This is a genomic window from Arthrobacter sp. 92 (genome assembly GCF_050260325.1).
In the GTDB taxonomy this organism is placed as follows: Bacteria; Actinomycetota; Actinomycetes; order Actinomycetales; family Micrococcaceae; genus Arthrobacter.
In genome coordinates this window covers 1039310-1062410 of record NZ_CP189863.1, presented here as the reverse complement: position 1 = coordinate 1062410, position 23101 = coordinate 1039310, and the positions used below count along the sequence as shown (strand labels likewise).

19 protein-coding genes are annotated in these 23101 nt (G+C 66.3%); 3 read left to right on the top strand and 16 right to left on the bottom strand.

Annotated features, from left to right (window positions below; translation table 11 throughout):
- The first annotated feature begins 104 nt into the window (after nt 1-104).
- On the top strand, nt 105-1979 hold the full coding sequence (locus ACP4XC_RS04910) for a DUF222 domain-containing protein (protein ID WP_427173745.1): 1875 nt from the start codon (nt 105-107) through the stop codon (nt 1977-1979).
- A gap of 238 nt (nt 1980-2217) precedes the next feature.
- On the opposite strand, the gene ACP4XC_RS04905 is transcribed toward ACP4XC_RS04910, so the two are convergent.
- From ACP4XC_RS04905 to ACP4XC_RS04890, 4 genes are all read right to left on the bottom strand, one after another.
- Complete coding sequence (locus ACP4XC_RS04905) at nt 2218-4008, bottom strand: gamma-glutamyltransferase family protein (RefSeq protein ID WP_427173744.1); 1791 nt, start codon at nt 4006-4008, stop codon at nt 2218-2220.
- 4 nt (nt 4009-4012) lie between these two features.
- Nucleotides 4013-4141, bottom strand: coding sequence for an MFS transporter small subunit (locus ACP4XC_RS04900; protein WP_427173743.1), 129 nt, complete (start codon nt 4139-4141; stop codon nt 4013-4015).
- Nucleotide 4142: 1 nt separating this feature from the next.
- A complete protein-coding gene (locus ACP4XC_RS04895) occupies nt 4143-5537 on the bottom strand; it encodes an OFA family MFS transporter (RefSeq protein ID WP_427173742.1) in 1395 nt (464 codons plus the stop codon).
- Between the two features lie 158 nt (nt 5538-5695).
- The gene (locus ACP4XC_RS04890) at nt 5696-8206 is read right to left on the bottom strand and encodes a Tex family protein (RefSeq protein WP_427173741.1); all 2511 of its coding nucleotides are present in this window, start codon (nt 8204-8206) and stop codon (nt 5696-5698) included.
- A 119-nt stretch (nt 8207-8325) separates the two neighbouring features.
- Here ACP4XC_RS04890 and ACP4XC_RS04885 point away from each other — a divergent pair, with 119 nt between their 5' ends.
- Entirely contained in the window at nt 8326-8622 is a 297-nt protein-coding gene (locus ACP4XC_RS04885; RefSeq protein ID WP_427173740.1) for a hypothetical protein, read from the top strand.
- Here the strand turns inward: ACP4XC_RS04885 and ACP4XC_RS04880 are convergent.
- Genes ACP4XC_RS04880 through ACP4XC_RS04870 form a run of 3 tightly spaced genes read right to left on the bottom strand, consistent with a single transcriptional unit; the run spans nt 8619 to nt 10241 of the window.
- On the bottom strand, nt 8619-9098 hold the full coding sequence (locus ACP4XC_RS04880; RefSeq protein ID WP_427173739.1) for a hypothetical protein: 480 nt from the start codon (nt 9096-9098) through the stop codon (nt 8619-8621). The two genes, ACP4XC_RS04885 and ACP4XC_RS04880, sit on opposite strands and share 4 nt — an antisense overlap.
- Complete coding sequence (locus tag ACP4XC_RS04875; protein ID WP_427173738.1) at nt 9073-9645, bottom strand: nucleoside deaminase; 573 nt, start codon at nt 9643-9645, stop codon at nt 9073-9075. The genes ACP4XC_RS04880 and ACP4XC_RS04875 overlap by 26 nt, the downstream gene beginning before the upstream one ends.
- Entirely contained in the window at nt 9642-10241 is a 600-nt protein-coding gene (locus ACP4XC_RS04870) for an SOUL family heme-binding protein (RefSeq protein ID WP_427173737.1), read from the bottom strand. The genes ACP4XC_RS04875 and ACP4XC_RS04870 overlap by 4 nt, the downstream gene beginning before the upstream one ends.
- Nucleotides 10242-10370: 129 nt before the next feature.
- Between ACP4XC_RS04870 and ACP4XC_RS04865 the strand changes: the two genes are divergently transcribed.
- Entirely contained in the window at nt 10371-14132 is a 3762-nt protein-coding gene (locus tag ACP4XC_RS04865) for a TM0106 family RecB-like putative nuclease (RefSeq protein WP_427173736.1), read from the top strand.
- A 139-nt stretch (nt 14133-14271) separates the two neighbouring features.
- Here the strand turns inward: ACP4XC_RS04865 and ACP4XC_RS04860 are convergent, their stop codons facing one another.
- The 9 genes from ACP4XC_RS04860 to ACP4XC_RS04820 form a co-directional block, all read right to left on the bottom strand.
- On the bottom strand, nt 14272-15093 hold the full coding sequence (locus tag ACP4XC_RS04860) for a triose-phosphate isomerase family protein (RefSeq protein WP_427173735.1): 822 nt from the start codon (nt 15091-15093) through the stop codon (nt 14272-14274).
- Nucleotides 15094-15133: 40 nt separating this feature from the next.
- Complete coding sequence (locus ACP4XC_RS04855) at nt 15134-16483, bottom strand: MFS transporter (RefSeq protein ID WP_427173734.1); 1350 nt, start codon at nt 16481-16483, stop codon at nt 15134-15136.
- A 138-nt stretch (nt 16484-16621) separates the two neighbouring features.
- Nucleotides 16622-16792, bottom strand: a complete 171-nt coding sequence (locus tag ACP4XC_RS04850) for a hypothetical protein (protein ID WP_427173733.1) — start codon at nt 16790-16792, stop codon at nt 16622-16624.
- A gap of 11 nt (nt 16793-16803) precedes the next feature.
- Nucleotides 16804-17571: an SDR family NAD(P)-dependent oxidoreductase gene (locus tag ACP4XC_RS04845; RefSeq protein ID WP_427173732.1), complete on the bottom strand. Its 768-nt coding sequence runs from the start codon at nt 17569-17571 to the stop codon at nt 16804-16806.
- Between the two features lie 100 nt (nt 17572-17671).
- Nucleotides 17672-18664, bottom strand: a complete 993-nt coding sequence (locus ACP4XC_RS04840) for a 3-hydroxyacyl-CoA dehydrogenase family protein (RefSeq protein ID WP_427173731.1) — start codon at nt 18662-18664, stop codon at nt 17672-17674.
- Nucleotides 18665-18666: 2 nt separating this feature from the next.
- Nucleotides 18667-19161, bottom strand: a complete 495-nt coding sequence (locus ACP4XC_RS04835; protein WP_427173730.1) for a ribose-5-phosphate isomerase — start codon at nt 19159-19161, stop codon at nt 18667-18669.
- Nucleotides 19158-20909 (bottom strand): dihydroxyacetone kinase family protein, encoded by a 1752-nt coding sequence (locus ACP4XC_RS04830; protein ID WP_427173729.1) that lies wholly within the window; start codon nt 20907-20909, stop codon nt 19158-19160. The genes ACP4XC_RS04835 and ACP4XC_RS04830 overlap by 4 nt, the downstream gene beginning before the upstream one ends.
- Nucleotides 20910-21016: 107 nt before the next feature.
- Nucleotides 21017-22021 (bottom strand): sugar phosphate isomerase/epimerase family protein, encoded by a 1005-nt coding sequence (locus tag ACP4XC_RS04825; RefSeq protein ID WP_427173728.1) that lies wholly within the window; start codon nt 22019-22021, stop codon nt 21017-21019.
- A gap of 223 nt (nt 22022-22244) precedes the next feature.
- On the bottom strand, nt 22245-22955 hold the full coding sequence (locus ACP4XC_RS04820) for a GntR family transcriptional regulator (protein ID WP_427173727.1): 711 nt from the start codon (nt 22953-22955) through the stop codon (nt 22245-22247).
- Nucleotides 22956-23101: the final 146 nt, after the last annotated feature.

Here is a 23101-nt window from a genome sequence, read left to right as displayed (position 1 = left end):
CCCTTTGGCAGAGTTATCCCATGGAAGCAATTGGGGGTCGGGCATCGGGAGGGGCCGTAAGGTGGTCGCTGCCGCCGTCAGTTCCAATCGCGACTGATCTTCGTGTGCGCAGCCTCCGCAGTGTTCCCGCGCAGGCCGACATCGGGGCTGCAAGGGTTGCTCCTGGCGGCGTGGTGGTCCCCGATTCCGTGCACGCAGCCGTGACGGCATGTGCGCGTCTGCTGGAATCGGGAAGCCCGACGGCGGCCGGTCAGGCGGCGCTGTTCAGCTTCCACGACGCGTCGGACTTCGCCGCCGATGTCGAGGAACTCTCCCGGAAAGTCGAGTACCTGCAACTGGTGGCCGCAGCCGCCGTGGACCGGACGAGGAGCCAGTCGACGGCCACGGTCGCCGCCAGCGCCCCGGCCGGCTGGCTCACCGGTTGGCACACCAACTCCCCCATCGCCCAGGCGCCCGCGGAGGGCAGCCCCGGGATCACGGGGGCTCCGCCTGCGGCTGCCTGCGCACCGTCACCGGTACCGGCGCCGGCTGATGACGGGTACCGGACCACCACCGAGTACCTCCGCGCCCGGCTCCGGATCGGCGCCTCCGAAGCGCGCCGACGCCTGGCCCTTGCCGCCACGGTGCTGCCCCGCACCGGGATCACCGGCCACCAGGTCCCGCCCGAGCACGCCGAACTGGCCCGTACAGTCGCCGCCGGAGACATCGGCTCACGCGCCGCAACCATCATCACCCTCGCCCTGGACAGCGTGCGCCGCTACGCCCCTGCTGACACCACTGCCCGGATGGAACACGCTTTGACCCGCACCGCGGCAGAAAACGACACCGACTTCCTCGCCCGCATCGCCCGCCGCTGGTGTGAGGCCATCGACCAGGACGGCGCCGAGCCCACCGACAAAGAATTCAGCCACCGCCAGGGCGCTTTCCTGCGCCCCATCCGCCACGGCCTCCACCACCTGGAAATCTTCGCCACTACCGACCAATACGAACACCTCCTCACCGTCATGAACAGCGCCACCAACCCCCGCAGCACCGGCGCCCCATCCGACAGCACCGGCAACACGGACGGTGCCACCGGGGACGCGGGCGGGAACGATTCAGGAGGCCCGGGCGGGGACGGTGGCGGGGCAGGCCACGTCCCGGCACGGCCCGCGGATGGAGACATCGGAGGCGGCGCGGACGCGGACGGGGACGGGGACACCGAGGGTGGTGCGGACGCGGACCTGGACCGGCGCACCCGCCCCCAGAAACTCCTCGACGGCCTCGTCGGCGCCTGCAAGGCAGCCCTGACCACCGGCACGCTCCCCGCCGCCGGAGGACTCCGCCCCCAGGTCATGGTCACCATCGACTACCGCGACCTCCTCGACAGACTCGAACACGCCACCGCCCAAGGACCCAGCTACCGCCCCCAGGGCGCCGGACCCTGGGACGGCACGGACTCCGCCAGCGGTTCAGCGACCGGCAGCTACGGCAAAGGGACCGGCCCGGCATCCAAGGAAACCCCCGGCATTTCCGGAACCCACGGCATCCCGGGTACACCAGGTACCCCGGGCATCCCGGGCACCGGGTCATTCATGTTCACCGGCCCCGTCACCGCCGCCACAGTCCGGAAGATTGCGTGCGACGCCGACATCATCCCGGTGCTCCTCGGCAGCGAAGGGCGCATCTTAGACGTCGGCCGCAGCACTCGGATCTTCCCGCCCCACATCCGCAAAGCCCTCACCGCCCACGACCAAGGCTGTGCCTTCCCCAACTGCACCATCCCGGCCCCCTGGTGCGAAGCCCACCACATCACCTACTGGTCAGACGGCGGAAGCACCAGCACCGAGAACGGCACCCTCCTGTGCTCGCACCACCATCACCTCATCCACAAAGAACAATGGAGCGTCCAAGTCGAAACCGGGGTTCCCTGGTTCACCCCGCCACCCCACATCGACCCCCGCCGGAAACCGCGAAGAAACCAGCACTTCCGCTCATAAACACCATCAGCAACGACTGCGCGGGACTCGTGGGCAGAGTGGCAGTGATGCGGCCGGGGGGAACGTCGCAGGTAAGGCTTTTCCGACCTCAGCCCGGTTCCTCGGGGCGCTTCGCCGGGCACGCCTGGCACCGCGAAGGCGGCGAAGGCGGCGGGGCCCCATCCGCGCCAGGTACGCCTGGCACTCTGTCGAGTACGCCGGGTACGCGGGGCACCTTGCCGGGTACCCCGAGGCGGGCCTACCGCCCTGCCGCGTAGCCCTGGGCGCCGCGGGGATTGGCGGCGGCCTGCAGGATCCCGGTGGCGGGGTCGCGCACCACGGCGGACAGCCGCCCGAGCGTCCAGCCTCCCGCACGTGTTACCCGATGGCCGCGGCGCTCAAGGGCGGCGATCACGTCCTCGCCCAGTCGGTCCTCCACCACTGCTCCCCCGGGCTCCCAGGTGCGCGGCCAAAACGAGCCGGGCACCGAAGTCGTGTGAAAGGTCGGTGCATCGATGGCCTGCTGGGGCGAGTAACCACCTACGAGCGTTCGCAGCAGGTACGTCAATTGCCACTGATCCTGCTGGTCGCCGCCCGGCGAGCCCAAGGCCGTGATGGCGTGGCCGTGGCGAAGCACAAGGGTTGGGGTGAGCGTGGTCCGGGGCCGCTTGCCCGGGGTAAGCGTGGAAGGCGCCCCAGGCTCCAGCCAGGTCATCTGCAGCCTCGTCCCCAGACAGAATCCGAGCTCGGGAATAGCTGGTGAGGACTGCAGCCAGCCTCCCGACGGGGTCACCGAGATCATGTTGCCCCAACGGTCCACGACGTCGATATGACAGGTGTCGCCCCGGGTTTCCCCGCTGGGCCGCACCGTGGGTTCGCCCACTCCCTCCGCACCCGGGAGCGCATACTCAGTACGCAGGGAAGGCCGGAACGGCGCATGCCCCGGCACCCGGCCTGGGCGAAAGTCGTGGGACGCCCGATCCGTGATGAGCGCGCGCCTCGTAGCCGCATACTCAGGGGAGAGAAGATGATCGAGCGGAACGTCCGTGTCGCCGTAGTACGCCTCGCGGTCCGCCAGCGCCAGTTTCTGGGCCTCCAGGATAGTGTGCGCGCCGAGTTCGGTGGATGGATCGAGATGATTGTCGTCGCAACCGTCCAGGATGGCGAGCATCTGCAGGAGTGCAGGGCCCTGGCCCCAGGGGCCGGTCTTGGCAATTGTGTGGCCGCGGAACTCGATGGTGACTGCAGGTTCGTAGGCCGCCCGGAGGTCCTCCAGGTCCCCCATGGTGAGCACTCCCCGGTGGTCCGTTCCGCTCGAATGCCGATGGGGAGTCTGGACGGACTGCACCAGGGCCTGGGCGACAAATCCTGTCCGCCATTCGTGCCGCGCCGCATCGATGCGCGCCTCGCGGGATGACGCGCCCCCGCCCGCACCCACGACCCGCTGGAGCGTCCGGGCGTAGGCCGTATTCCGGATGATCTCGCCTTCAGCCGGGATCCTCCCTCCGGGCATCCACAGCTGAGCCGAGCTTGGCCAGTGCTCCCGGAACAGCTCTGCCACGGCCGCGATAGTGGTGCCCACCCGGCCCAGCATCGGGTGCCCGTCCCGGGCATACCCGATTGCATATTCGAGCACGGCGTCCAGTTCCCAGGTGCCGTGGTCGCGCAGCAGCAGAAGCCAGGCGTCGACGGCGGCCGGTACCGCAGCGGCGAGGGCGCCGGCTCCCGGAACAAGGTCCAGTCTCTCAGCCCGGAAGTGCTCAGGTGTTGCGCCGGCCGGCGCGGGTCCCTGGCCCATGAGGATCACGGGGGTGCCAGGTTCCGCGGCGGTCACAAACACGCCAGCCAGGTCCCCGCCGGGCCCGTTGAGGTGTGGTTCCACCACGTGCAACACAAAGGCGCCGGCCACGGCGGCGTCGAACGCGTTGCCTCCACGTTCGAGCACCGCCTGGGCGGCCGCCGTCGCAAGCCAATGAGTGGACGCGCTCATCCCGAAGGTGCCTTGCAGTGTGGGCCGGGTGGTGAACGGCGCGGGACGGGTGAAGGTCACGGGCTCAGCCGAAGAGGGCGGCCACGCGGGTCAGGGTCTCGTAAACGCCATAGGCCAGGGGCACTCCAACCAGCGCCCAGGCGATTGCCAGTTTTCCGGAAGACCGTCTAACTAACGTCGTTGCACCACTCATCTCAAGCCTCCATAGCAGGTTCTTCGGGGCGGAGCCGGTCCGGCCGCGGTTCGTGGAAGCGCGCATCGACCGGCTTCACCATCAAGTTTGCGATAAATCCGACAATCAGCAGCCCCACCATGGTCAGCAGCGCCGGCTGGTAGGAGGCGGCGTTCAGTTGCCCGGGCTTGCCCTGGGCGTCCAGGAAGGCGTTGACGATCAACGGCCCGGCGATTCCTGCCGCCGACCAAGCCGTCAACAGGCGGCCGTGGATGGCGCCCACCTGGAACGTGCCGAAGAGGTCCCGCAGATAGGCCGGGACCGTCGCGAAGCCGCCACCGTAGAAGGAGATGATGACGAACGCCAGTGCGACGTACAGGATGGTGGTGGTTGAGCCAGCCAGCGCCAGCACGGTGTAGAGCACTGCCCCGACGCCGAGGTACACCATGTAGATGCGCTTGCGGCCGGTCACGTCCGAGGTGGCGGACCAGGCGAAGCGTCCGGACATGTTCCCAATGGAGAGCAGCCCCACGAAGCCGGCGGCGACGGCGGCACTGACCAGGGACACGCCGTCGGGCTGGCGGAAGAAGTCCTGGATCATCGGCGCGGCCTGTTCCAGGATTCCGATCCCTGCCGTGACATTGCAGAACAGTGCGATCCAGACGAGCCAGAACTGCCTGGTCTTGACGGCGTTGGCGGCGGAAACGTTGTCCGTGGTGACGAGTTTGGAGGCTTTGACCTTGGCGGGGTCGAAGCCTGCGGGCTTCCAGCCCTCAGCCGGCACCTTGATGGTGAAGGCACCAAAGAGCATGTACGCGAGATAGACGACGGCGAGGGTCAGGAAGAGCTTGCCCACCGAATCGCCGCTGGCCACCCAGCCTTTGGCGCCAGAGTTGGGGTCGTATATTTTCAGCAGGGCGGTTGAAACGGGGCTGGCGATCAGGGCGCCGCCACCGAAACCCATGATGGCCATGCCGGTGGCCAGCCCCGGCCGGTCCGGGAACCACTTGATCAGGGTAGAGACCGGGGAGATGTAGCCGATGCCCAGTCCGATGCCGCCAACGAAGCCATAGCCCAGATACACGAGCCACAACTGCCCGCTGAAGATGCCGAGCGAGCCGATCAGGAAGCCGCTGGCCCAGAAGACCGCGGAGGTGAACATGGCCTTGCGGGGCCCGTTGGTGTCCACCCACGTGCCCATGACCGCGGCGGAGAGGCCCAGCATCACAATGGCGATCGAGAAGATCACACCGATTTCGGTCAGGCTGGCGCCGAAGTGCTTGACCAGCGCAGTCTTGTAGACACTCGTCGCGTACGCCTGGCCGATGCACAGGTGCACGGCGAGCGCCGCGGGCGGCACGAGCCAGCGGTTGAAGCCCGGCGGGGCGATCGTTCGTTCACGGTCCAGCCAGCCCATAGTTGCTCCCCTTGCTTGTCGAAGACGTCGGTGTCCCGGCGGCATAGAGGCAAATGGCCCGCAATGTGGGCCGTTGCCTTCGGCAATCATGGTGCAGATCATCAGCAAACGTACTAGTTGTGCGCCGAGTGGTAGGAAATCCTCGACGAGCGGTCGGGCTACTTTCCGAGTCCGGCTCTCCGGAGCGCCTCGGCCATGGCCGTGTTGGCGGGCGGAAGGGGCGCGGATTTTTGCGGCTGCCCGGCGGGAGTCCGCCGCTCCGGTGCCGGTTTCCGGGCTGGCTGCTGCGACGGCGCCCGGCCGGAGGACGCGGGACCCGCCTGCGCTGCCGCCTGCCGGGCATCCGCGCGGCCGCCGGACTGTCCGCGTCCCCCGGAAGGTCCGCGGCCGCCGGAAGCTCCGCGTCCGCCGGACTGTCCAAGTCCTCCGGAAGGCGAGGGTTCGTCGTCGAGCCTCAGCGTCAGCGAAATCCGCTTCCGGTCCGGATCGGCCTCCATCACCTTGACGCGGACAACCTGACCGGACTTCACCACCTCGCGCGGATCCGAGACGAAGCGGTCGGCGAGCGCGGACACGTGGACCAGACCGTCCTGGTGCACCCCGATATCCACAAACGCGCCGAACGCCGCCACGTTGGTGACCGTTCCTTCCAGCACCATGCCGGGCTTGAGGTCGGAAATCTTCTCGATCCCCTCGGAGAATTTGGCCGCGGCGAAGGCGGGCCGCGGATCCCTGCCCGGCTTTTCCAGCTCCGCCATGATGTCCTTGACCGTGGGCAGGCCGAAGGCACCGTCCACGAAGTCCTGCGGGTTCAACGCCGAGGCCGGACCGTTCTTGGCGGCGGCCTTGATTTTCCGTGCCACGGGATACGCCTCGGGGTGCACGCTCGAAGCATCCAGGGGCTCCGCTCCCCCGGTGATCCGCAGGAAGCCGGCGCACTGCTCAAACGCCTTCGCTCCCAGCCGCGGCACCTTCTTCAATTCGCTCCGTTTGGCGAAGGGGCCATGCTCGTTCCGGTAGGCCACGATGTTCTCGCTCAGCAGGGGCCCGACGCCGGCCACGCGGCTCAGCAGCGCGGGTGACGCCGTGTTCACGTCCACGCCCACAGCGTTCACGCAGTCCTCCACCACGGCGTCCAGGCTGCGGTCCAGCTTCGCTGCCGTGACGTCGTGCTGGTATTGGCCCACACCGATGGACTTCGGCTCGATCTTCACCAGTTCGGCCAGCGGATCCTGCAGGCGCCGGGCGATGGACACCGCGCCGCGCAAAGATACATCCATGCCGGGCAGTTCGGCCGCTGCCAAAGCCGACGCCGAGTACACCGAAGCTCCGGCCTCGGACACCACGAGCTTCTCGGGAGCGGCCGCCCCGTCCCCGGACAGCTTTTTGATCAGCTCCAACGCCAGTTTGTCCGTCTCCCGGGACGCTGTTCCGTTGCCAATGGCCACGAGTTCGACGGCGTGCTGCCGGGCCAGCTTGACCAATGTGGCCAAGGCTTCGTCCCACTTCCGCGCCGGAGCGTGCGGGTAGATGGTGTCCGTTGCCACCACCTTTCCGGTGCCGTCCACCACCGCCACCTTCACGCCCGTGCGCAGTCCCGGGTCCAGGCCCAGGGTTGCCAGGTTCCCGGCGGGTGCGGCCAGCAGGACATCGCGCAGATTCGCCGCGAACACCCGCACGGCCTCATCCTCGGCGGCGGCGAACATGCGGCCGCGCAGGTCCGCCGTGAGCCGGGCCAGGACCCGCGAGCGCCACGCCACCTGCGCGGTCTGCAACAGCCACGCGTCGGCGGGACGGCCGCGGTCCGCAACGCCGAGGAACCTGGCCACAGCGGATTCGTAGCGGCCGCGGGCGGCGGCCAGGGCGTCGTCGTCGGCCGGTTCCGCTTCGGCGAGATCCAGCTCCAGCACACCGTCCTTCTCACCGCGCAGCAGTGCGAGCACCCGGTGCGACGGCATCCCGGATGGCGCCTGCGAAAACTCGAAGTAGTCCTTGAATTTCTGTCCCTCGGCTTCCTGGCCCTTCTTCACGCGGGACACCATGCGCCCCTGGGTCCACAGCCGCTCGCGCAGCGTCGTGGCCAGATCAGGATCCTGCGCCACCCGCTCCACCAGAATGGCCCGGGCCCCCGCGAGCGCCGCCGCGGCGTCGTCGATCGAGTGCCCGGCGTTGAGGTACTTGGCCGCTTCACGCTCCGGTTCCAGCTCGGGGCGCTGGAGTAGCATGTCCGCGAGTGGCTCCAGGCCGGCCTCGCGGGCGATCTGCGCCTTGGTGCGCCGCTTGGTCTTGAAGGGAAGGTAGATGTCCTCCAGCCGGGATTTGGTATCAGCTTCGAGGACGGCGGCCTGAAGTTCAGGCGTCAGTTTTCCTTGCGCGGCGATCGCTTCCAGGACGGCACGACGGCGGTCCTCCAACTCGCGGAGGTAGCGCAGCCGTTCCTCGAGCTCCCGGAGCTGCGTGTCATCCAGCGTTCCCGTGGCCTCCTTGCGGTACCGGGCGACGAAGGGAACGGTGGACCCGCCGTCGAGCAGTTCCACGGCCGCTTTCACCTGCCAGGCCTTGACGCCGAGTTCCGCGGCGATCTGCTCGGCGATCATCGAGTCGACGTCGGCAACCGGGGTTGCTGGGGAAAGGGAGGGGCGCTGCGGGATGTGGTTCACCCACAACATTTTGCCTTACCGGTGCGCTCACCGCCTGCCTGCGGGCGTGGTTTGGGTCTATCCAGCCCGGTCCGGAAGTGGTGTAGTGGCTCTTAGGGGAGCCCAGCTATCAACGGAGGCGGTCCACCATGCAGGAGTTGCTCATCATCCTTCAGGGCGGCTTCGAAGAAGACAATGTCACCGTCACGGTCAACGGCAAACAAGCCCGGCGCGATACCGAACTGTCCACTCACCCCATGCTGGGCATCGCGGCCGAAGTTGCCGTGGAGTTGCCCGCCCGGGGCGCCACCATCGGCGTCGAGGTCACCAATCGCGGGCTCGCGGGGACGGTGAAACTCAGCGGCAAACCGAAGAGCCTTCTCGTGTCCATTGAGGATGGCCACCTGGTGCTGCGGGAAGGAACCGGGCGGGAAGCGTTCCTCTAGGTGCCAGGGCTTCTTCGGCTTTGGCCGCGCTGATCCATTGGACTCTCCCGATCCGCTCCTGCCAGGCGTCCCGCTTGGCTCAGCCGCCGGGTGAGGAGTGCGGCCTGGCCACGCGCCCGGGCAGCGTGGAGGTTCCGACGGTGCAGGCCATATGCCAACAGGATCAGCGGCACGTGGATCACCGGCAGGTTCCGGGCAAACCACTTCGGCAGGTAGATGTCCGTGACGGATCCGGCCTCGTCACCCAGCTTCCTGGCTACAGCGGTGAGGGGGCAGTGAAAACCGTTCGCGGCGAAGACGAGGGTCTCGACGGCCACCACCGCCGCGGCAATGCCCGCCCGTTTGTCACTGCGTCCGCGGAAACCGGCGTAGAGCAGATAGACCATGCAGGCCTCGATGATGAACCAGGCCAGCGTGTGGAAGGACTTCACGGCCCGCAGCGTCAAGCGGTCAGGGTCCACGGCCGTCTGTCCCAAGGTTTGAGTCTTCCGCAATGTCCTCGGCCCACAGTTCGGGGTGATCGCGCTGAAAGCCAGTCATCATCTCCACGCAGCGCTGGTCGTCCAACACAATCACCTCCACGCCGCGGGAGCGCAAAAGCTCGAATTCGCCCGGGAACGTCCTGGCCTCCCCCACCACGACGCGGGGGATCTTGAACTGGATGATGGTTCCGGTGCACATGGCGCAGGGTGCCAGCGTTGTGTACAGCGTGGTGTCCCGGTAGCTCCTTTGCCGGCCAGCAGCGCGGAGCGCCGACATTTCCCCGTGAGCTATAGGATCGCCGTGCTGCACGCGCTCGTTGTGGCCGGCGGCAATCACCTGGCTTCCCCTGGCCAGGGCCGCCCCGATCGGAATCCCGCCCTCGCTAAGACTCTTCCGCGCCGCTTGCACCGCTGATTCGAAGGCCGCGGCGTTGTACGTGGCGGCGGTCGAAGCGGCCGTGTCCCTGGCGGTGCCGGCGGTGGGGCCCGTGGCGGCCGAAGCGGCCGCGTCCCTGGCGGTATTCCCTGGTTGGCTGCTCATGAGGCTTCTCCCTTCCGGCCTGTTAATCCCTCCGACTCCTCGATATCCTGGACCACTTCGTTCTTCCTGAGGAACCAGGGCTTGAAGGGCGGGTCAAAGCGCGCGAACCGTGGCGCTCCGATTGGCTGGAGCCCGGCTTGGGCCAGTGCTTCCTGCAAGTCATGGTTCCGCTTCTCGAAAGCCGATTCGGACCCGCGCCCGGAGAATCCCAGCACCGCGGCCACAGAGCCGGGAACGGAACGGATTTTTACTTTCGGATTGGTGGGCACGGGGGCAGTCCCTGCCGTGACGTTGGAGGGAAGAACGAAGGAAACGACGAATTCGCTGTCGCCGAGCGCGCCGCTCTGGACCACCGGCGCCGTCATGGCCAGTTTCCGGGAGGGTGCGGGAGTCTGCAGGACCGGGGCGGTCATGGAAACCGACTCGCGTGCGTTGTTGTTGCCGCTGATGTACCCGAAAAGTAGCCTGAAAGCGGCGTTGCCAGCGTTGTCAAAGGGCGCTTTCACGGTCACCTCGGCAACAGCGTGCGCCGGGTAACGGCGTACTTCAAAATCAGGGAACCGCTGGAGTACTTCAAAAGGCTGTTGTTCAGTCATATTCCTCAGACCATACGCCGACCCTGCCTGCCCGGACCAGTGGTTAGTAGCGAACTAAATTGTCAGGGGGCTTTGATAGCTTGGCATTAGGACATCAACAGCGATGGTTTCAACGGCAACGGGGGCGCAATGTTTCTTCTTGAACCGGAAACTCCAGGCGGTGCGCAGGATCTGGTCTTCTCGGCCAGCGATCTGGTCATTGCCGCCACCTGCGAATATCAGCTGCTGCGGAAGCTAGACGAAAAACTCGGCCGCTCCCCCAAAGCAGAATTCGATGTCGACGAGATGCTGGAACGTGCGGCCAAGCTCGGTGACGTGCACGAACACAAGGTGCTCGACAAATACCTGGCCCAGTTCGGCGAATGGGATCCAGCCGCCGGTCGCGGTGTTTACGACGTCGCTGAGGCCGCAACCATGGATCGCGCCGCGTTGCGGGCCAAGCACGCCGAGTCCCTCGAGGCGCTGCGCGCGGGGGCCGACGTCGTCTTCCAGGCCGCCTTCTTCGACGGCCGGTTCCATGGGCGCTCTGACTTCCTGGTCAAGCAGGCCGGCGGCGCTTACGCCGTCTATGACACCAAGCTGGCCCGCCATGCAAAAGTGACGGCGCTCCTCCAACTGGCCGCTTACGGCGATCAACTGCTCCAGGCTGGAATCACCCCCGACCCTGAGGTGACCCTGATCCTCGGGGCCACCATGCCGGTTGCCGGTGGCGGCTTCGATTATGTCAGGAGCAGCCACAAACTCCGCGAGATCCTGCCGGTCTTCCGGGAACGCCGCGATCGGTTCGTGGCGCTTACAGACGCCCACCGTGCTCAGTCCGATGCTGTCCGCTGGGGGTCTCCGGGCATCACGGTGTGCGGTCGGTGCGATTACTGCAACGAACAGGTCAAGGCCACCGACGATCTCCTCCTCGTGGCACGGATGAATTCGGTGCAGCGTAAAAAGCTGCAGGAGCAAGGCATCTTCACGGTGAAGCAGCTGGCTGACGCGCGCCTCCCGGGCGCCAGCGCCTCACTCCTGAATCTTCAGGACCAGGCACGCATGCAGAGTGGCGCAGGTCCCTTCGACGGCTCGGTCAGCTATGTCAAAGACGGCGAAGAACATCGGGTCAGCTACCGGGTCATGCCGGAGAACACGCTGGCGGAGCTGCCGGCCCCAAATGCCGGCGACATCTTCTTCGACTTCGAAGGCGATCCTCTGTGGCAGGAAACCTCTACTGGAGTGTGGGGGCTCGAATACCTCTTCGGGGTCATCGAGGCTCCCCCGGAACCGGACAGGCAACCGGTGTTCAGGCCCTTCTGGGCGCACAGCCGCGCGGCCGAAAAGCATGCGTTCCTGGACTTCCTGACGTACGTGGAAGACCGCCGGCAGCACCACCCGGACATGCACGTTTACCACTATGCCCCTTATGAGAAGACCGCGCTCCGCAAACTCTCCGTCATGCATGTGGCCGGAGAGGACACCGTGGATGGATGGCTGCGCGACGGCCTCCTGGTGGATTTGTATCAGACCGTCCGGAACAGCATCCGCATCTCCGAGAACTCCTACAGCATCAAGAAGCTCGAACCGCTCTACATGGGAACCAACCTGAGGTCCGGGGACGTGAAGGATGCCGGAACTTCCGTGGTGGCCTATGCCGAGTACTGCGAGGCCCGCGACGCCGGGCTGGCCCAGGAAGCCGCTGCCATCCTGTCCGCCATCTCCGACTACAACCAGTACGACTGCCTCTCCACCCTTGAACTCCGAAACTGGCTGCAGCGCCTGGCCGCGGAGCGCGGAATCAAGACCGGCAGCACGGAGGGTCCGCCCGGGCCGGACGGGGACCGCGGGGCGAAAAAGGACAACGCGACGGCCGCCTCGTCCGTGGTTGCCAGCGCCATGGAGAACGGCGGTCGGGCCGGAAGCTCCGAGCTCGCTATCAATGCTTTCCTCGAGCGGGCAGCACAGGCCCGTGCAGCGGGTCTAGGCGAAAAGGCTGCCGTCGCTCCCAGTCCCGCCGGCGCCGCCCAGACTTCCGCCCCGGACGCAGATATGCAAGCCGTCGCCATGGTTGGCGCGGCCATGAGCTACCACCGCCGCGAACGCAAAGCCTTTTGGTGGGCGCACTTTGACCGCTGCGAAAACGGGCCCGACACCCACCAACAGGACCGGAACGTCTTTCTTGTGGAGAAGGCGGAGGTCCTGGGGGACTGGTGGAAGGACGGCGCCAGGCTCCCCGAGCGCAGGGTGAAGCTTACCGGCTCCGTGAGCGCCGGCTCGGATCTCCGCGAGGGCAGCACATGGTTCCGGATGTACGATGCGCCGTTGCCGGGCGGCCTGGAAGGCACCGGCGAGAACGGCACCGGACGCAACGGATGGTTCGGAACCGAAATCCTCGAACTGGGGCACGAGGACGGCAAAGACACTGTTGTCATTCGGGACAAACTCCGGCGCAACGCCGAACCCTACAGCCAGCTGCCTATCGCGCTCACGGAAGACCAGCCCATCCAGACCAAGAGCCTGGAAGAGGCACTCGCGCGGCTGGGCGACGAGGTTGCGGCCGCCCTGCCGGGTGTTATGTCCGCCGCGTCAGGTGGCACCGGAGCCCCCACTCCAGCCCCCTCCGGGAAACCAACGTTCCGCAAGCATCCGGGACTGGACCTCGTCCGCAGGATTCCGCCCCGCCTCGTGGACGGTACATCCCTTCCCGTGCCAGGCACCGGTCCGGATCGCTTTATTGATGCCGTCACGGCTGCTGTCGAGGATTTGGACTACTCGTACCTTGCCGTTCAGGGACCGCCGGGAACGGGCAAGACACACGTTGGCTCGCACGTTATCGCCAGGCTCGTGCACCGCGGCTGGAAGGTGGGCGTGGTGGCCCAGTCCCATGCCGTGGTCGAGAACCTGCTGCAGACAGCCGTGCTGAGGGCGGGTGTGGATCCGCAACGGGTGGCTAAGGACGTGAAACATACCGGGGACCTTCCCTGGGATCAGCGTGTCGCCGCCGATGTGGAACGGCTGCTGAGCTCGCCAGGCGGAGCACTGATTGGCGGGACGGCCTGGACCATGACGGGCGCCACCGTTCCCGCCGGGTCACTGGACCTCTTGGTGATTGACGAGGCCGGACAATTCTCGCTGGCAAATACGCTTGCCGTCGCCCAGGCCAGTCCGCGGCTCTTGCTGCTTGGCGATCCGCAGCAACTTCCCCAGGTTAGCCAGGGCCGGCATCCCGAGCCCGTCAATGAGTCCGCACTGGGCTGGGTTTCCGCCGGCCACGCCACCCTCCCGCCGGAGCTCGGGTATTTCCTCTCCGATTCGTGGCGAATGACGTCCGAGCTATGCACGGCGGTGTCCGAGCTCGCCTATGAGGGCAGGCTGCGGTCGGCGGCCGCTGCCGATCTTCGTTTCCTCGCAGGCGTTCCGGCGGGGATAGAGGCGGTGATGGTGCCTCACAGCGGCAACATCACGTCATCAGTTGAGGAAGCCGCCGAGGTGGTGCACCAGGTGAACCGGCATCTGGGCCTCATGTGGCGCGACGAATCAGGCAACCGTCCACTGGGCGCGACCGACATCCTGGTGGTGGCTGCCTATAACGCCCAGGTGAACCTGATCAGGGAAGCGTTGGACGATGCCGGGCATACTGCAGTTCGGGTGGGCACGGTGGATAAGTTCCAGGGCCAGGAGGCGGCCGTAGTTATTGTGTCCATGGCCTGTTCAGCCGTGGCCGAGGCGCCCCGCGGAATGGACTTTCTGCTGTCACGCAACCGGATCAACGTGGCGGTCTCGCGCGGGAAATGGCGCGCTGTGGTGCTCCGAGCGCCGGAACTGACCAACTATTTGCCCACGCATCCCGAGGGTCTGGCACTCCTCGGCAGCTTCATCGGGCTGTGCCAGCGGTCCGTGCCGGCCTGACCTTTGGGACATGCCCATTCTTCGCCACCCGGACCGAGGAACATGCCCATTCTTGGACGCAAGTGCTGGGCACAATGAGAATCTGCCCACTTTTTGTGGCCGAGAATGGACATGTCCCGCCGTGCGCGGGGGCTGGCTGCTAGGCGGACGCGGAATGCGCCGAGGCGTCTTCGGCAAGCCCGTCAGCCAGCAGCAGGGCCTCATCCAGCACCTTGCCGAAGTTCGATGCGTCGTGGGCGAACCGGCCCAGGAAGAGTCCCGAGACGCCGTCGAGCGCGGGCAGCAGTCCTGGCTTGGCTGAACCGCCATAAATCACCGGAAACTCCCCCAGCCCGTGACGGGTGAGATGCCCGCGAAGCTGCTTCACGACGTCGGACACGTACGCCGCGGCGGCGGGCTCGGCGGCCCCGATGGCCCAGACCGGTTCGTAGGCGATGACCAGCCGGGCGGCCAGCTCCCAGTCCCCGCGTACAGCCGCTTCGATCTGGGCGTAAACAAACCCGGCAGCATCCGAACTCTTACCCGCTGTCCCCTCCCCCACGCACAGCAGTGGCGTCAGCCCGGCGTCGTCCGCGGCTTTGACCTTCAGGGCCACCACACGATCGTCCTCGGCAAAGTGGGCGCGGCGCTCGGCGTGGCCGATCTCCACCAGCCGGACACCGAGCTCGGCAAGCATGGACGGAGAAACTTCCCCGGTCCAAGGCCCGTCCGCCCAACCGCAGTTCTGCGCGCCGAGCAACATCGGGGAACCGGCAAGAAGGCCGGCGGCCGCCGGAAGTGCCGGAAAGGACGGGATCACAAACGGGACAACCCGCCCGGCCGAGAGGGCCGGACGGGTGTCCACTTCGTGGCGCAGACGTTCCAGCCAGTCCAGGCTGTCCCGGTAGCCCAGGTACATCTTGGCGCTGACCCCCACCAGGATGCATCCGGAGGAGGAAGGGCCGGCTGGAGTCTGTTGCATTGTCGCTGCTTTCGGAAGGTGGTTTCGCCGTACGAGGCGGCTACTTTTCGAGGAGTTCGTCGGCCTTGTTCTTGAACCGCTTGGTCAGGTACATCATGGCTGCGGCCAGGAACGGGAGCACTCCGAGCGCGTAGACGCCCATGGTGCCGGTGTCCGATGCCGTCATCTGGTTGACCGAGGTCCGCAGGATCGGGGCCACAAAGCCGCCCAGGTTGCCGAGGGAGTTGATCAGGCCGATGCCCGCTGCTGCCGCGGTGCCGGTGAGGAACGCGGTCGGATAAGACCACGCGATCGGACCGATTGAGAGGAAACTGCAGACTGCCAGGGTGATAAATATGATGCCCAGTGCCGGGAGGTGGTTCGCGCCGGCCCATGCCGAGCCGAAGATGCACAGGCCTGTGGAGAGGAACAGCCCGGTGCCCCATACGCGGCGGCGGACAATCGTGTTGGCCGCTTTACCGATGAAGTAGCAGGCGAAGATGCCGAAGAACCACGGGATGGCAGCCATCAGGCCGACGGCTAGGCCCACCTTCTGTCCGGTCAGCTGCGCGACTTGCTGCGGCAGGTAGAAGGTCACGCCGTACACAGCGATCTGCAGGCAGAAGTAGATGACTGTGAAGTACCAGACCTTGCCGTTCCTCATGGCGGCCAGCACACCACGCGGACCGGTTTCTTCCTTGACCGTATCTTCCAGTGCCATGACGTCCAGGAGGGCTTTCTTCTCACCCGGGTTCAGGAACTTGGCGTCCTGCGGAGTGTTGATCAGGAAGAAGAACGCGGCCACGCCGGCAAGGACCGCCAACATGCCCTCAACGAAGAACATGACCTGCCAGCCCTCGACGCCCGGGAACTGGTCGCCGATGTTGATGAGCCAGCCGGAGAGCGGCGCGCCCATCATCTGGGAGAAGGGCTGCGCGAGGTAGAAGATGGCAAACATCTTGACCCGGACCTTGTTCGGGAACCAGGCAGCCAGGAACATGATCACGCCCGGGAACAGTCCGGCCTCGGTCACACCCAGCAGAAAGCGGAGGATGATGAAGGAGGTCTCTCCCTGGACGAAGGCGAAGCAGGCGGAGACGATGCCCCACGTGATGGCGATGCGGGCCAGCCACACCTTCGCCCCGAACTTGGTCAGCAGCAGGTTGCTGGGGATCTCGAACAGGGCGTAGCCGATGAAGAAGATCCCGGCGCCCAACGCGAAGGCGCCGGCGCTAATGCCCTTATCCACTCCCAGGGCCGCTTCCGAGAAGCCCACGTTGGTGCGGTCCAGGAAGGCCACGACGTACAGGATGACCAGCATCGGCATCAGCCGGAAAGAAGCCTTGGAAATGGCCGACTTCAAAATCGGCGAGTCCAGGAGCTCCTTCGTTGTAGTTGTTGTTAGGGACATCAAAACTCCTCTTTGAGTAAATCCGTTGAGAGCATCGGTGGGTACTGCAGGGCCTATCGGTGAAAAGGCAGCGCGGGTCCAGCCGCCTGCGGGTCTGGTTGGCCTCCGGGTCTGGTTGGCCTCCGGCCGGCTGCGGGCCTAGCCGGAGAAAGCCATGATCAGGACGCCGGCCACGCAGGCGAGAATGCCAACCGCGAGGTAGATTTTGCGTTCCTTGGTCCAGGACCTGAGTCCTGTGGCCCTAGTGGGTGTTGCCGCAGTGGGCCGCATGCCGGCTTTGCTGCGCTGTGCCATGTTGCGCGTTGCCATGGGTTCCGTTCCTAGTGCATGTAAAGTCCGCCATCCACATTCAGCGTCTGGCCGGAGATGTATCCGGCGTCCTCGCTGATGAGGAAGGCGATGGCTGCTGCGATGTCGCGGGTGGAACCGACGCGGTTGACCACGAGGTCTTTGGTGAGTTCGTCCTTGCGTTCCTCACTAAGGGTGCCGCCCATAATGTCGGTGTCGATGGGGCCCGGTGAGATCGCGTTGACCGTGATGTCGTATTCGCCTAGTTCGCGGGCTGTTGCCCGGGTCAGGCCGATCACGCCGGCCTTCGCTACCGAGTACGGCGTCTTGGAGAACGTGCCGCCGCCGCGCTGCGCGGACACGGAGGAGATGTTCACGATGCGTCCGATCCGGTTCGTGACCATGGATTCGGCGACCCGGCGGGTGGCGTAGTGGACACCGTTCAAGTTGATGTTCAGCACGCGGTCCCATTCGGCGGCGTCGAGTTCCAGATACGGAACCGGAGAGCTGACGCCGGCCACGTTGGCGAGTGCTACGATCTGCGGCAGCTCCGCTTCGAGCTCATCGATCGCCCGGCGTACGGATGCTTCATCGGCCACGTTGGCGCCGACGCCGTGGGCCCTGACGCCGTGCTGGCTGCTGATCTCTTTGGCCGCGGCCTTGCACAGGGCGTCGTCGAGGTCGATGATGCCGATGTTCCAGCCCTGGGCGGCCAGGTAGTTGGCGGTGGCGCGGCCGATGCCGCGCTCGGAGACGGCGCCGGTGACGATCGCCGTGCGTTCTGCGGGAAAGCTGCTCATAGGGGTGTTCCTGGTGTGTGACTGCGAACGGACAGTCCTTGCCCTGCGGGGTGCGGTCCGCAAGGTCAAAGACGGTGCCTGGTTGGAGGGTGCGCCGGCGCTAGTTGATGGGAGCCGGGCCCAGGTCCTCGATCAGCTTCTGCATGGCGACGTAAGCCTTGTTGCGGTAGGCGATCAGTTCCGGGGTGCGCTCCGCGGGGACGTTGAGGAATCCGGCGCCGGTCTTGGTGCCCAGTTTGCCCGCGTCCACGAGGTCGGTGAGGATCTTCGGAGTGGCGAACCGCTCCGGGAAATCGGTCTGGAGGGACTTGTAGCAGAAGTTATAGACGTCCAGGCCGGCCATATCAGCAATGGCGAACGGTCCGAAGAACGGCAGCCGGAAGCCGAAGGTGGTCCGGACCAGGGTATCCACATCCTCCGCCGTCGCGATGCCCTGTTCCACCAACTGCGCCGCTTCGTGGAAGAGCGCGTACTGCAGGCGGTTGAGGACAAAGCCGGTGACGTCCTTGACCACGGCGGTCTGCTTTCCGGCGGCGTGGACGAGTTCGCGGACCGCGCCGACCGTCTCCGCAGAGGTGCCGGCGTGAGGGATGATCTCCACACCGGGGATAAACGGCGACGGGTTGGAGAAGTGCACACCGAGGAACCGCTCCGGGTTGATCACGGGTTCCGACAGGTCCGCGATGGAGATAGTGGAGGTGTTGGATCCGATGATGGCGTCCGGCCGGGCCGCGGCGCTGATCCGTGCGAGCGTCTGGTGCTTGATGGCGATGACTTCGGGGACGGCTTCCTCGATAAAGTCCGCGTCCGCCACGGCCTCCTCAATGTCCTTCGCGGGCCAGAGGTTCTGCTTCAGGATTTCCGTGGCGCCCTGGGGGAACAGTCCGTCGGCCACGAACTGGTCGGACTCGACAAGGAGCCGGTCGTAGTTCTTCTGCGCCACCTCGGCGGATACATCGGCCAGGGCAACGCGTGCCCCGCCCAGGGCCAGAACCTGTGCGATGCCGCCGCCCATGTAGCCGGAGCCGACGACGGCGATCTTGCGTGCTCTGTTTGCTGCTGCCGCGGGGGTGGTGTTTGCTGCGTCGGTCATGATCAGACTGCCTTCGTGTAGTCGGGCTCGTAGGAGCAGATTGCGTCCACCTTGGCGGCGGAGGAGGAATTCTCATCGAAGCGGTGGCTAAGCCATTCGCCCACCAGTTTCTTGGCCAGTTCCAGGCCGATCACGCGCTGCCCGAGTGCGAGCACCTGGGCGTTGTTGCTCAGTACCGAGCGTTCCACGGAGTAGCTGTCGTGGGCCGTGACGGCGCGGATGCCGGGAACCTTGTTGGCTGCGATCGCCACGCCCAGCCCCGTTCCGCAGATCAGCAGGGCCCGGTCGGCCTCGCCTTCGGCCACTTTGCGGGCGGCGTCAACGGCCACGTGAGGGTAGGCGGTGGAGTCGTTCGCGCCGACGCCCACGTCCTGAACGGACGCCACGCGGGGATCCGCCTCGAGGAGTGCCTTCAGGGCGTTCTTGTATTCCACGCCTGCTTCATCGTTGCCGACGACGATGCGCCAGCCCGTTGTTGTGTTGGGGCTTGTGCTCATTGTTGTGCTCCTTGTCCGGCCGCGGCCGCCACTTCAGATTCGATGTGGGCTGAGATCCGGGCCGCGATCAGCCCGAAGGAAACTGCGCCTGGATCCGGGTGGCCCAGGCTCTTTTCGGCGAGCGGCCGCGCCCGTCCCTTAAGGGGACGCAGGGCCGAGGTCTGCTCTGCGGCCTTCTGCGCGGCGGCGGCCGCCGCGGCGAGCGCCCCGCTGACCGGTGTTCCGCCGTCGAACGCGGCGAGGAAGGCATCACGGAAGGGCAGGAGGGCGTCCACCATGGTCTTGTCCCCCAGGTCCGCCTTGCCGAGTTCGGTGATGGCGTCCACGAAGGAAGTAACGGCCGCGGCCGCGTCCTCGCCGGCGTAGCTGTCCCGGTTACCCAAGGCCAGGCCGGCTGAGATGATCGCCGAACCCCAAAGGGCGCCCGACGTTCCGCCGGCGCGTTCGCTCCAGGCCTCCCCCGCGGCGGTCAGTACCCTGGCCGCCGACGCGCCGGCGCGGTTCGCGGCCGCCTGTTCCGCGGCGGCAACAGCAGCGTCCACGCCGCGGCGCATACCGATTCCGTGATCGCCGTCGCCGGCTATGGCGTCCAACCGGCCCAGTTCCGCTTCGTGCTCGACGACGACGTCCCGCACCTGGGCGAGCACGGCCACTGCCTGCCGTCCGAGTTCGGCGGCCGCCGCGGTGGGGCGTTCGACGTCGGCCGCCACCTCGGCCTCCGGACCGGCCAGTTCCCGCCGGGGATGCGGCGCGAGGTTTCCCTTGCGGAAGGCCGGGGTGTCTGCGGGGGCGGCCCAGTACTGTTCGAGTTCCTCGTCCAGCCAGAGCAGGGTCAGCGAGAGTCCGGACATGTCCAAGCTGGTGACCAGCTCTCCACATTCGGGCTCAACGACGGTCAGGCCGGCCGCGACGAGGAGTTTCTCGATCTTGCCGAAGAGCAGGAACAGCTCGTCGTACTTGACAGTGCCCAGGCCGTTGACGATCGGCACCACGCGGCTACCGGCGTCGTCGGGCTTATCAGCCAGCAGCTTTGAGACGAGCAGTTCGGCAAGTTCGGAGGCCGTGGGCATCGGGTGTTCGGAGATGCCCGGTTCGCCGTGGATGCCCAGGCCCAGGGACATCTGCCCGGCGGGGACGTGGAAGAGGGGCTCCTTGGCGCCGGGGAGGGTGCATCCGTCAAAGGCCACCCCCAGGGAACGCGTGCGGTAGTTGGTCCGGATGGCCAGCCGTTCGACCTCGTCGAGGCTCAGTCCCGTCTCGGCAGCGGCCCCGGCGATCTTGAAGACTGTCAGATCGCCGGCGATGCCGCGGCGTTTCTCGATTTGGTCCAGGGGCGCGCTGGCGATGTCGTCCGTGACCAGCACCGTGCGGGTCTCAATGCCTTCCGCGTTGAGGCGCAACTGGGCCTGGCCGAAGTGCAGGACGTCGCCGGCGTAATTGCCATAGCTCAGCAGCACGCCGCCGCCGGCATTGGCGGCCTTGGCCACGCGGTAGACCTGGCCGGCCGCCGGGGAGGCGAACATGTTGCCGCAGGCGGAGGCGGTGGCGAGGCCGGGCCCAACGAGGCCGGCGAAGGCCGGGTAGTGGCCGGAGCCGCCGCCCACCACCAAGGCCACCTGTCCGGCCGGGACCTCGGTGGAGCGGACAACCCCGCCGTCCACGCGCGCCACATAACCGCGGTTTGCTGCCACAAAGCCGTCCAGTGCCTCATCCGCAAAATCAGCGGGATTATCGAAGATCTGGGTCATGGTTCCTCATTGAATCCGTGTTGGTTAATTGGTATAGGGTTAGCCCCCGGATGGCGGCTGTCCGGCGTTCCGGCCAGCCGCCGTCGAGCATCAGAACTCTGAGCGGGTCAGACGTTGGCGAGTTCGCTGGCCGCCGGCTGCTGCCGTCCTTGCGCCACGTGGCTCTGCCCGAGGACGTAGCCGTCGGTCTTCGGCAGGACGTGGCGGCGCAGGTACTCCTGGTTGCTGGCCGTGACGCTGAGGCCGTCCCCGCCGTAGTGCTCGGTGCAGAGGATGCCCTGGAAGCCCACGGAGACCGCCAGCTTAAAGGCCTCGCGGTAGTTGATCAGGCCGCTTTCCATCGGCGCGGGCATGGCCACGTACATGTCACGGGCCGCGTCCTCATCGCGAATGTAGTTCTTCATGTGCCAGTAGTTGGAGTACGGCAGGGTCTTGGCCACCATCTCGCGCCAGTCCTCGATGGGCCGGTGCAGGCGGATCAGGTTGCCCAGGTCCGGGTTGAGTCCCACGTTGCTGAGGCCGATGTCCTGGACCATCTGGACCGAGGAGTCCGCGGTGCCAAGGAAGGTGTCCTCGTACATTTCCAGGGAGAGCAGGACGCCCACCTCGGCGGCGTGCCGCCCCAGTTCACGGAGCCTGGACACTGCATTGGACCAGGCTTCCTTGTCCCCTGCCGGATCTTTGTAACCTTCCACCGTCCAGAACCACAGCTGTTTTTGCTGCTCCGCGGTGATGGCCTGGTGCAGACCGAAGGAGACAACTTCGCAGCCCAGTTCCGCGGCGGCGTCGATGGTGCGGTGGCTGTAGGCGAGGTTGGCTTCCCAGTTGCCTTCCTCGATGACGCTGCGCCGGATGGCCGAGATCACCGGGATGCCGATGCCGACACTCTCCGCGGTCTTCTTGAATTCGGCCAGGCGGGCGGAACTCAAATCGCCGGGGCGCACCCAACTGTCAGTGAGGTCCGCGTTGGCGAAGCCCGCCTCCTTGACCTCGGTGAGGACCTCGGCCCAGGCGGAGGGCTCGGCGTCGTTGATGTGGTTGCCCTGGGCGTCGGTGCCCGGAAACTGCAGCAGCGCCGCGGTAATGGGCCAGTTCTCAGCTGTGTAAGCCATGATGTTCACTCCCTTGTGCAATCCTGTTTCCTATAGGATCTACTATCCGAATGGAGTTGTCAAGGTCACACTTAGGGTGGTCCCAGCCCAACTAGCTGGCACTAGATGCCGTTATGGGACCCCATAACGGCATCTAGTGCGACTCAGTTGGGCGGGGCGTTGGACTCAGTTGGGCGGGGCGTTGGACTCAGTTGGGCGGGTCGTTGGGGCGGGCGCCGGGGCCTCAGCCTTCGGGCGCGTCCGCTATTGCCCGGCCGCGGACCTTTCGGACGTGTTCGGCCATTGCAGCGGCAGCCTTCTCCGGCTCGCCGGTGGAGAAAGCATCCAGGACGGCCTGATGCTCGGCGATGGCGTTCTCCGCGTCGGTGATCCCGACGCCGCCAAAGAGTCGGAACCGCTGGACCTGTCCACCAAGTGCCGCATAGGCGGCCACCATGAACTGGTTGCCGGTCTGTTCCGCAATGAGCCGGTGGAAGCGTTCATCCGCTTCGAGATAGTCGCGGTACTCGGCGAACGACGGTCCACGAGGTGCAGTCCTCAGGTCGCTCACGGCCTCCTTCAGCTCGGAAAGTCGTTCCGGCGTTAGCCGCGCGCAGGCGAGCCGGGCGTTGACCGGTTCTATTGCGAGGCGCGCCTCCATGAGCTCGGCAAAATCTTCGCGGGTGAAGACCGGCGCCACCCGGTAGCCCTTGAGCGCCACCCGCCTGACCATGCCAGTGTGTTCCAGACGGGCCAAGGCCTCGCGGACCGGGGTGGGCGAAACATCTAGTTCCCGCGCCGTTCCATCGATGCTGACAGTGGCGCCGGGCTCGAGCCGTCCATCCATGAGTGCTTCCAGCAGCTCCTCATAGACGTGGTCGGCCAGCACCTGACGGCTGACGGTCCGGCCTGGGGCGCGGCCGCCCGCACTGCGTGACGGGGGCAGAACTTGCATGTTCAGATCCTATAGGACCGGTGCCGCCGCGCCCCCACCGGAGGGGACATGCTCATTCATAAGCGCGCAGCCCGACCCAAACCACGGGACATGCTCATTTTTAACGGCGAAAAGTGGGCAGAATGGCATTCTGCCCACTTTTCGTG